At 71.4% G+C, this 2,839-nt stretch carries 3 protein-coding genes; all 3 read left to right on the top strand.

The annotated features are described in order from the left end of the window. Positions 1-654, top strand: a 654-nt coding sequence (locus AB0J09_RS61460) for a DUF58 domain-containing protein (protein WP_360713312.1), incomplete at its 5' end; no start/stop codon positions are given. After that, on the top strand, positions 651-1,598 hold the full coding sequence (locus tag AB0J09_RS61455; protein WP_360713311.1) for a VWA domain-containing protein: 948 nt from the start codon (positions 651-653) through the stop codon (positions 1,596-1,598). The genes AB0J09_RS61460 and AB0J09_RS61455, both read left to right, overlap by 4 nt. Before the next feature lie 145 nt (positions 1,599-1,743). Continuing rightward, positions 1,744-2,757 carry an Lrp/AsnC family transcriptional regulator gene (locus AB0J09_RS61450; protein ID WP_360713309.1) on the top strand — a complete coding sequence of 338 codons (1,014 nt, stop codon included), beginning with the start codon at positions 1,744-1,746 and terminating at the stop codon, positions 2,755-2,757. Positions 2,758-2,839 lie beyond the last annotated feature (82 nt).

Here is a 2,839-nt window from a genome sequence, read left to right as displayed (position 1 = left end):
GACACCGACAAGCGCGACCTGGTGGTGGCGGCCGTCGGCGCGATCGGGTTCCTGTCGAGCAGGATGGGCGACCGGTTCGGCGCGCTGGTGCTGCACGACGAGTACGTGCACCGCATGCCCGCCCGTACCGGCCGCCCCGCCCTCTACGGGCTGCTGCACTCGCTCATGGACGCCCCACGCGGCCGGATCGTGCCCGACGCGCCCGACCTGGCCGAGGGCATCGAGGTGCTGTCGGCCAGCCGCAGGCGGCGCGGCGTGCGGCTGATCGTCTCCGACTTCCTCGACGCCCACCCCACCCTCGACCTTGACGCCGAACATCCTTGGGAGCGGCCCATCAGGCGGCTGGCGGCCCGCCACCAGGTGCTGGCCGTGGAGGTGATCGACCCGCGCGAGCTTGAGCTGCCGGACGTGGGCCGGGTAGCGTTCACGGACCCCGAGACCGGGAACGTACGCGAAGTGCATCTTTCACCCAAGGTTCGGCAAGCATACGCGGAGGCGGCCGCCCTGCAGCGCGAGGGCACCCGCGTGGCGCTGCGCCGCGCCGGCATCGCACACCTGGTGCTGCGTACCGACCGGGACTGGGTGTTCGACGTGGCACAGTTCGTCCTGCGCCAGCGCCGCATGAGCCACCTCGCCCACAGGAGACCCACGTGACATTTTTGGCCCCCGGGTGGTTGTGGCTGTTCCTGCTGGTGGGGCTGCTGGTGGCCGGGTACATCGCGTCGATGTTCGCCCGCCGCCGCTACACCGTGCGCTTCACGAACCTGGCCCTGCTCAACCTGGTCGCCCCCGCGGGGCCCGGCTGGCGCCGCCACGTCGCGCCAGCGCTGTTCCTCGCCATGATGGCGCTCCTGGTCGTCGGCGCGGCCAAACCCGCCGACCAGGTACGCGTGCCGCGCGACCGCGCCACCATCATGATCGCGCTGGACGTGTCGCTGTCCATGGACGCCGACGACGTCCAGCCGGATCGCATCAGCGCCGCCAAGGCCGCCGCGCAGGCGTTCGTCAGGGAGCTGCCCGACCGCTTCAACGTCGGCGTGGTGTCCTTCGCCCGCTCCGCCAACGTCGTCATCTCGCCCACCACCGACCACCAGGCCGTGGTCACCGCCCTCAGCACCCTCACCACCCGCCCTGGCACCGCGATCGGCGAGGCCGTCTTCAACTCCCTCGACTCCCTGCGCTCGTTCGACCAGCAGGCCGCCACGGACCCGCCGCCGGCCGCGATCGTGCTGCTCTCCGACGGCGACAACACCTCGGGCAGATCGGTGAACGAGGCCATCGACGCGGCCCAGCAGGCCCGCGTGCCGGTCTCCACGATCGCGTACGGCACCCAGGAAGGCACCGTCAACATCGACGGCAGGCCGGTGAACGTGCCGGTCAACAAGCAGACCCTGCAGTCGCTGTCCGACGGCACCAGCGGCCGGGCCTACGCGGCCGAGTCCGGCAGCGAGCTGCGCGAGGTCTACGAGCAGATCGGCACCTCGCTCGGCTACAAGCTGGTCAACCAGGAGATCACCCAGTGGTTCATCGTGGCCGCGATCGTGGCCGGGCTGCTGGTGGCGGGGGCGGCGGTGCTGTTCGGCTCACGCATCCCCTGACCGTCCCCACAGGCGCCCCGCTCCGCCCCCTCTCCCAAGGCACCGCAACCCCGGACGGCGGGTTCCCCGAGGCATAGTGGGAAATCAGCGGATAACGTCATCTTTTACTTGCATTCGCAGGATTCCACCAGTAACGATGTAGTGCATGCAAGATGGCGTCGAGACCGATGAGCTGGACCGCGCGATCGTCGCGGCGCTCCAGCTGAACGGGCGAGCCCCCTGGAGCCTGATCGCCCGGCTCGTCGGCGCGAGCGAGTCCACCGTGGTCCGCCGCGCCGCCGTACTCGGCGACAGCGGGCTGCTGCGCGTCATCGGCGTCGTCGACGTGCTGCGCTGCGGCATCGGCGTGCCGGTGCTCAGCCGGTTCCGGTGCAGGCCCGGCAGCACGTACGAGGTCGCCGCGGCCATCGCGGCCCGGCCCGAGGCGAGGTTCGTCGCGGTGGTGTCCGGCAGCGCCGACTGCGTGGCCGAGTTCGTCGTGCCAACCCACGCCGCCATCGGCCGGGTGATGGTCGCCGACGTGCCCGGCCACGGCCACGTCACCGAGAGCGAGACGCACGCCGTCATCCGCACCTTCGTCTCCAACCACGACTGGAACCCCGGCGTGCTCGACCCCCAGGCCACCGCCGAACTGCGTGACGCGGCCGAGATGCCGTTCGAGGACCGGTTCAGGGAGGGCCTGCCGGAGCGGCTGAACGAGCTGGAGCTGACGATCGTCGAGGCGCTGGGCCGGGACGGCCGCATGTCGTACAAGGCGCTCGCCCAGGCCGTCGGCAGCAGCGAGTCGACCGCGAAACGGCGGGTCGAGTCGCTCGTGCGCCGCGGCTGCCTGCGCTTCCGCACGCTGGCCGAGCCCGAGGTGCTCGGGTTCGCCGTGGAGTTCATGTTGTGGCTGGAGGTCGAACCGGGGCTGCTCGAACAGGCCGGGCAGCAGCTGGCAGGACACCCCTCGACCCGCTACCTGTCGGCCACCACCGGACGCTTCAACCTCGCCGGGCAGGTGGCGCTGCGCCACTACGGCGACCTGTTCCGCTACCTCACCGACGACGTCGGCGCCCTGCCCGGCCTGCGCGCCGCCGACGTCACCCTCCAGCTCACCACGCTCAAACGCGCCTGGGTCCCCACCCCCGCCGCACGAACGGAGATACCCCCACCATGACAGAACAGCAGCCCTGGCAATGGGACGAGCAGACCTGGCGCGGCCACGTCGCCAGGGTCCGCGCCGGGCGCAGCCTGCGGCC

The organism is Nonomuraea sp. NPDC049784 (genome assembly GCF_040659615.1).
Classification (GTDB): domain Bacteria; phylum Actinomycetota; class Actinomycetes; order Streptosporangiales; family Streptosporangiaceae; genus Nonomuraea.
The sequence above is the reverse complement of the archived record's forward strand: the minus strand, read 5'-3'. Positions and strand labels throughout refer to the sequence as shown.

Coding starts and splice junctions, on each gene's coding strand:
- AB0J09_RS61450 (WP_360713309.1), top strand. CDS start 1,744: ATGCAAGATGGCGTCGAGACCGATGAGCTGGACCGCGCGATCGTCGCG.